The organism is Helicobacter sp. T3_23-1059, assembly GCF_053654515.1.
The window spans coordinates 60,412-67,393 of sequence record NZ_JBSIUV010000010.1; the positions used below are offsets into that span (position 1 = coordinate 60,412).

At 43.4% G+C, this 6,982-nt stretch carries 7 protein-coding genes; all 7 read right to left on the bottom strand.

What is annotated here, in order from left to right:
- Positions 1-9: 9 nt before the first annotated feature.
- Entirely contained in the window at positions 10-1,323 is a 1,314-nt protein-coding gene (locus ACWIX0_RS04520) for an MBL fold metallo-hydrolase (protein WP_454169869.1), read from the bottom strand.
- 38 nt (positions 1,324-1,361) lie between these two features.
- Positions 1,362-2,618: an NAD(P)-dependent alcohol dehydrogenase gene (locus ACWIX0_RS04525; RefSeq protein ID WP_454172316.1), complete on the bottom strand. Its 1,257-nt coding sequence runs from the start codon at positions 2,616-2,618 to the stop codon at positions 1,362-1,364.
- A gap of 143 nt (positions 2,619-2,761) precedes the next feature.
- Positions 2,762-3,730, bottom strand: a complete 969-nt coding sequence (locus tag ACWIX0_RS04530; RefSeq protein WP_454172318.1) for a carboxymuconolactone decarboxylase family protein — start codon at positions 3,728-3,730, stop codon at positions 2,762-2,764.
- Positions 3,731-3,828: 98 nt separating this feature from the next.
- Positions 3,829-4,431, bottom strand: a complete 603-nt coding sequence (locus tag ACWIX0_RS04535) for a sugar O-acetyltransferase (RefSeq protein WP_454172320.1) — start codon at positions 4,429-4,431, stop codon at positions 3,829-3,831.
- 13 nt (positions 4,432-4,444) lie between these two features.
- Positions 4,445-5,698 carry an aldo/keto reductase gene (locus tag ACWIX0_RS04540; RefSeq protein ID WP_454172322.1) on the bottom strand — a complete coding sequence of 418 codons (1,254 nt, stop codon included), beginning with the start codon at positions 5,696-5,698 and terminating at the stop codon, positions 4,445-4,447.
- Positions 5,699-5,719: 21 nt separating this feature from the next.
- The gene (locus ACWIX0_RS04545) at positions 5,720-6,217 is read right to left on the bottom strand and encodes a flavodoxin (RefSeq protein WP_454172324.1); all 498 of its coding nucleotides are present in this window, start codon (positions 6,215-6,217) and stop codon (positions 5,720-5,722) included.
- Between the two features lie 182 nt (positions 6,218-6,399).
- A complete protein-coding gene (locus tag ACWIX0_RS04550) occupies positions 6,400-6,831 on the bottom strand; it encodes a (R)-mandelonitrile lyase (protein WP_454172331.1) in 432 nt (143 codons plus the stop codon).
- Positions 6,832-6,982: the final 151 nt, after the last annotated feature.

Below are 6,982 nucleotides of genomic sequence, written 5' to 3' on the forward strand. Positions count from 1 at the left end.
ATCTGCAAATTATTTTGGATTTGCATTTACTTCTCGCCACCACGCGCTAAAATCGCCCTTTTTATACTCACTCCACAAAGGCACAATTTGCCCAACTTGTGGCGTTAGAAGCAAAAAATCAAAATTATTTTGTGATTTGCCCTGCAAATAAAGCGTGTAAATTTGCTCTAAAGGCTCGCTCCATTCGTGCGGTGCAAGGCGAAATTTAGAGTTATGCACGGGCATTATCGCTTTTGCGTTTAGCTCTTTTGCGATTTGTAGATTTTGGTGAGGGAATGTGTGGATTTGTCCCCACTGCGGATTATACTGCCCATTTTCTAAAAATGCTAAATCGATTGTGCCAAATCGTTTGCCAAACTCTGCAAAATGCGCCCCATAGCCACTATCGCCACCGATAAAGATTTTTTTGCTTTGTGAATTGTGTGAATTTTGCGAATTTTTATAGCGCGATTCGCGTGAATCTGTCGAATCTTTGTAGTGTGAATCTCGCAAATCTTGCGGATTTTTGCTTTGTGATTTGTGTGAATCCGCACCATACTCCACCAAAAAACTCGCCCACAAGGTTTTATCCCTATCAAGCAAACCTCTACTTGAATAATGCCTAGCCGTTAGACAATAAAAGCGCAACACCCCAAAATCCACGCTAAATTCCACATTTTCGTCCCAATCTAATTCCGTGATTTTATCCTCACTAATCCCCCACGCTTTGAGATATTTCCCCACGCCAAGCGGGACAATCGCGTGTTTGATTTTGGGTGAGAGTGCGCGAATGGTGCTTTTACTCAAATGGTCGTAGTGATTGTGCGTGATGAGCAAAAAATCAATCGTAGGCAACTCGATAGGCGCGTAAATATCCGCACCCTTAAAGGCATTTATCACAAAGGGCAGTGGTGCGGCATTATCTTGTAGCACAGGGTCAATAAGTAGCGTTTTGCCCGATAAATTTAGCATATATGAGCTATGCCCAAACCACACGAAACTATCGCTTTTTGCCAAATCGCTTAAATCGCTTTTTATGCTTGGAATCTCCACGCTTGAAATTTCAAGCAAAGATAGTTTGGTAAATTTCTTTTGGGATTTGTTTTCGGCGGATTCGCGCAAATCTTGCGAATCATCTGCATTAGATTCGCTAGATTTATTTGGCTCGAAATTTTGCGCTACGCCGTTTATGAAATGTGGTGAATGCGCGATTCGCGCCTTTGTGTCTTTTAAATCACTCAAAAAAATGCCCTCCATATTTAGCCACCAAAGCACCAAAGCCACGCACAGCAAGGCAAAAATGCCAAGTGTGTATTTAAAGATTCGCCATAGTTTTTTGCGCATTATTTTAAATTCCCTATTTAAAAACTTCAACCATAAATCTAACTCAAACTTCGCATATCAATCACAAAGCGAAAGTTTGCTTGTCCTTTGGCGACTTTTTTATACGCGTTGTCGAGCTCGGTTATGGGGATTAGCTCGATTTCAGGGTAGATATTATTTTTCACGCTAAAATCTAGCATTTCTTGCGTTTCTTTTATGCCACCGATAAGTGAGCTATAAATCTTGCGTCTAAATTGCCAAATCATCGCATTTGCGTCTAAATGCGGATTATCTTTTGGCGATGGCAGTCCCACGATTGCCATTTCTCCATACATTTTTAGCATTTTTTGATAGGCGTTTATGTCGTAGTGATAGGGGATAGTCGAAATAATAAAGTCAAATTCATTTGTAATTTGACTAAACTCTTTATCTTTGACATTGATAAATCGCTTCGCACCTAGTTTTAGCACCGATTCGCGCTTATCGACTATGTCAAATCCCGTAACTTCCGCACCTAATGCCACCATATATTTCACTGCCAAATGTCCTAGTCCGCCAACCCCAGCAACGGCTACTTTTTGCCCCTTTTTTACCTTGCTAAACATTATAGGCGAATAAGTCGTAATCCCAGCGCAAAGCAGGGGTGCGACTTTTTGTATTTGGGCTGATTTTGGCACTTTTATGGCAAATTTTTCGCTTAGCACATAGTTGTTTGAGTAGCCACCATAGGTGTTTTCATTGCCGTGAAAGACATCTTTGCTATTGTAGGTAAAGACGGTTTTAGCATTGGTGCAGAATTGCTCTTCGCTTCTTTTGCACGCTTCGCACTCGCCACAGCTATTTACCATACAGCCGATTCCTGCGTAGTCGCCGATTTTAAACTTGCTGACTTTGCTTCCCACTGCGACTACGCGCCCTGCGATTTCGTGTCCGGGGACTATGGGATAAGTCGGTGCGTGGTGGTCGCCAGCGACTGCGTGCAAATCGCTATGGCAAATCCCAGCGTAGAGAATCTCTATCAAAATATCTCTCTCGCCTAGCGGGTGGCGCGTGAAAGTGTGGGGCTTAAATGTGAAATCCTTGCTAAAAGCCGCGTAGCCTTTAGAATCAATCCGCGCTCCGCTTTTTGCCTGTGCTATTGCCTTATCTGTGCCGATGATTTGGGATTTGCCTAGATTTTGTCCGCTTGTTTGGGTTGCATTTACATCGTTAGCAAAGAGTGCTGAGCCTCCCAAAATCGCGCTTACACCAAGCGCACCCATTTTTGCAGAATCTGCGATAAATTCTCGTCTTTGTTTGTTTTGAATCGTTTGCATACTTGCTCCTTTATGATGTATTGAAAATCTCGATTCGAGATTTGTCGCAATTATAAAACCTGATACCAACTCTAAGTCAAGGGGAAAATCACAAATTTTTCAAAGATTTTGCAAAAAAGTCCAAAAAATCGCATAGCAAGTTTTTACCCCTTTGGCAATGCACTTAGCGCGTTTAGCGCACGCGGATAGCCGATATAGGGGATTAGCGCGGTAATGGTAGCAATGAGTGTAGCCCTGTCATTGCCCATATTAAGATTGCCTTGTATGTGTGCTTTGACTTGTGCGTCTGCCCCGCCGATACTCGCTACAAAGACAAATGTCAAAAGCTCTCTAAACTTCAAATCAAGCCCGCCTCGCGTGTAAAAATCCCCAAAACAATGCCCGCTTAAAAATCTGCGGATATGTTTTTCATCATCGGGCGCGGAGGCATTGCCTTTATCGATTGCCTCCCCAAAGATTGCTCTTTGCACTTCTAGCCCTTTTTGGACGCGATTTTCTCGCGTGGTGGTGGCTCTAGATTCTAGAGGCATTGGGATTTTGCGCTGTTTAAAGACTTCATTTGTAGCGATGATAAATTCTAGCCCCTTGCCCATTCCAATGTATGGCGTGGCTTGGTAGCAGATTTCTTTTATCGCGCTAGGATACACGCCCGCATTGAGACTAGCATTAAGCATATTTTTATACTCGCTTACTCCTTGCGTGGCGATAAGCGCACCAAGCGTTAGCATAAGTCGCTCTTGTTCCTCTAAATTTGTGTGGGAAAGCACTTCATCAAAGGCAAAATTTGCGTATCGCTCTAAAAATTCTGCGTCATTTTGCGCTAGCTCACTTGCGCTAAAGTCCTTGCCAAAATATCGCTCTAAGTTTAATTTTGCTGTGTTTGTGAGGTTCATAGATTCTCCTTTGGATAGATTTTGGTTTGCGCCGTTATCGCTACTTGCGTTGTTTTGGTGTGGTGGTTTGCTATTTTCACTCGCGCTATCGCTACACGCATTGAAGCTCGCTCCAGCTAGGGTTGCCACGCCAAGCACGCCAGCGACTTTTGCGCTATTTTTGATAAAATCTCGCCGTTTTGTGCTTGTGAGATTTTGATTTGAGTTTAGATTTTGCATACTTACTCCTTTAAAATTTAAATTTTAAAACGCGTTTTTTAAGTCTTGCTAAACTTGCATTTGCCAAAGATTTGCGCATTATAGCTCATACAAAACTTTTATATATTTTTGATGATTTTGGCGGGATTGCCACCGACTATGACATTTGGCGGGACATTTTTGGTTACCACCGCGCCTGCTGCGATTATGGAGTTATCCCCGATAGTTACATTTGGGCAAATAGTCGCGCCTATGCCTATCCACACGCGCTTGCCGATTTTGACAGGTTTGCAAAATGTCGTAGTGCGGTTGTGCGGGGCAAAATCGTGGTTTATGGTAACGATATTTGCCTTTGGCGCGATAAATGTCCCTTCGCCCACTTCAATCCCACCTCTATCCATAAAGGTGCAACAAGTATTGATAAACACGCCTTTTTCTAAGGTAATATTGCGCCCAAAATCTGTGTAAAATGGTGGCATAACCCACACGCTAGAATCTAGCCCATAGCCAAAAAGTTCGCTTAAAATCTCAAGCGTTTCCTCGCGGGAGCGGTAGCCAGCATTTAGGTGCGCGACTATTTTTTGCGCATTGCTAATCGCTTTAAACATTTCCTCCCAGCCCTCGCTTTGATAATTCACTCCCTCGCCACGCAAATCTTTCGCAAAAATTTCATTGCTAAAATCTACGCTCTCTAAACCTAATAATTCTTTAAGATTTTCCATTTTTGCGCTCCCTTTATTTCACCAGCCCTTTTATCGCTTCTTTTGCTTGTGCTTCCGTATTTGCGCCCACGATTTCGTGTGGGATATAGGCTTCTTCTAAATACGCGATTTCTTGCTCGCTTAGTTTCACGCTCATCGCACGCAGTGCTTCATCAATGTATTTTGTCTTATTTGCACCGATGATAGGCGAGCCAGCACCTTTGGCAAGTAGCCAAGATAGCGCAATCACACTCATAGGGACGCCATTTTTCTTTGCTAGCTCATTTACGCGCCCTGCGATGATTGTATCTTGCTCTTGCGTTTTGTCATATTTGCCCATTGCGACTTTATCCGTCTTGCTGCGAATCGTATCAGTTTTCCACTCCGCTCGTGCCAAACGCCCAGAAGCAAGGGGCGAATAAGGCATAAGCGTAACGCCCTGCTGTTTGCAAATGGGTATCAGTTCGCGCTCGTCCTCGCGGTAGAGCAAATTATAGTGATTTTGCATAATGCTAAATGGCGTTAAGTTGTTGTCCTTTGCGACTTGTTGCATATTTGCAAACTGATAGCCAAACATCGCACTTGCCCCTAACGCACGGACTTTCCCCGCTTTGACTATGTCGTGCAATGCCTGCATAGTTTCTAAAATGGGCGTGGTGTAGTCAAAGCGATGAATAATATAAATATCCAAATAATCCGTGCCAAGTCGTTTCAGTGTGCCATCAATCTCGCGCAAAATCGCCTTGCGCGATAAAATCCCCTCGTTAAAATACACTTTTGATGAGATGACGACATTTTCGCGCTTTGCGTGCTTTTTTAACGCTTTGCCTAAATATTCCTCGCTTGTCCCAGCGGAGTAGATATTTGCCGTGTCAAAGAAATTTATGCCTTTTTCAATCGCGTGTTTGATAATCGCCTCGCTTTGCGCTTCATCAAGCGTCCAATCGTGCAAAGTCCCTGCCTTGCCAAAGCTCATCGCTCCTATGCAGATTTGGCTAATCTCAATGTCGGTGTTGCCAACTTTGATAAAATTTACGCCATTTGCACTGCGCGTGATTGTGGGTGTAGAATATGTGTTGCTCATCGTTGCTCCTTTGCTTGATGGATTTTGGTTTGCGTTGTTTTGGTGTGGTGGCTTGCTATTTTCACTCGCGCTATCGCTACACGCATTGAAGCTCGCTCCTGCTAGGGTTGCCACGCTAAGCACGGTAGCGACTTTTGCGCTATTTTTGATAAAATCTCGCCGTTTTGTGTTTGTGAGATTTTGATTTGAGTTTAGATTTTGCATACTTGCTCCTTTCATTAGATTTTACGCGATTCCCGCGCTATTTAGCCATTTGCGGATAGTGGATTTGTTTGCCCCGAAGTTAAATTTCGCTCCCTCTAGGACTTTGGCATTTGGCACGAGTTTTTGTATCTCGCGTGGCGCAGAGCCTAGCTCACTCCCACCGCTCGTGCAAAATGGCAATATAATCTTGTCACCAAAATCGCTTGATTCTAAAAAGCTAAACACCACAGGTGGCGCGCTATACCACCAAATAGGAAATCCTATAATGACAACTTCAAAACGCGCTATGTCGATATTGCCCGCAAGAGGAGGGCGCGAGCGTTTGTCCTTGCACTCAATCGTGCTTCTACTTTGCTCATTTGTCCAATCCAAATCCGCGCTTGTGTAAGGCGTTGCAGGCGTGATTTCATAAATTTCACAAGATTCTACGCCCTGCATTTCCCCCGCTACCTTTGTGATTGTCTGTGCGACTTCTTTGGTAATCCCACTCGCGCTAAAATACGCCACTAAAATATTCATACTTACTCCTTTAAATTTTAAAATTTCAATGTATTTTTGTCATACTTGAGATTTTTTGCAAAATCGAAGTATCTCAAAATCATAGATTCTAGAATCTAGAGATTTTTGGGCTTAAAAGCCTTAAAAATCACAAGGTAGAGATATTTTGGTTTTATCCCTCAATATGACAAAAATTCCAAAATTTACTTTGCCTTTTTTAGCGCGGATTTGTATTCCTCATCGCTTAATTTTTCTAGCCACACGACATTTTGCCCATTTTTCACACCTGTGATGGCGATATGCGCGCCGTTTTGTTTGTCAGTCGCGCCGTGCCAATGCTTCACATTTGGCGGACAAAGGATTGTATCGCCCTTATGTGCGATTTGCACTTCGCCATTTTCGCTACCTGTGATGATTGTGCCTTGTGTAACGATGAGTGTTTGCCCTGCGGGGTGGGTATGCCACGCAGTCCTAGCACCTTTGCTAAACTCTACCAATCCCCCGCTAAACGCCCGATAAGGCGCGTCTTTAAAAAGCATTGTTACTTTGACTTTGCCGCTAAAAATCGTATCATCGCCCTCAAATCCGCCCAAACTCCCCGCTTTGAGTAATTCTTGCTCTGCTGCATTTACCATACTCAAACCTCCTAAAATCACGCATAGCGCGATAAATTTGATAGATTTTGCTCCATTTGTCATTGTTGCCTCCTTTGCTACAAATCGCTATTTCACCTTATAATTTGCTAGCCATTTCACGCGCTCAGGGTCTCTGTGGTCGATAAATTGC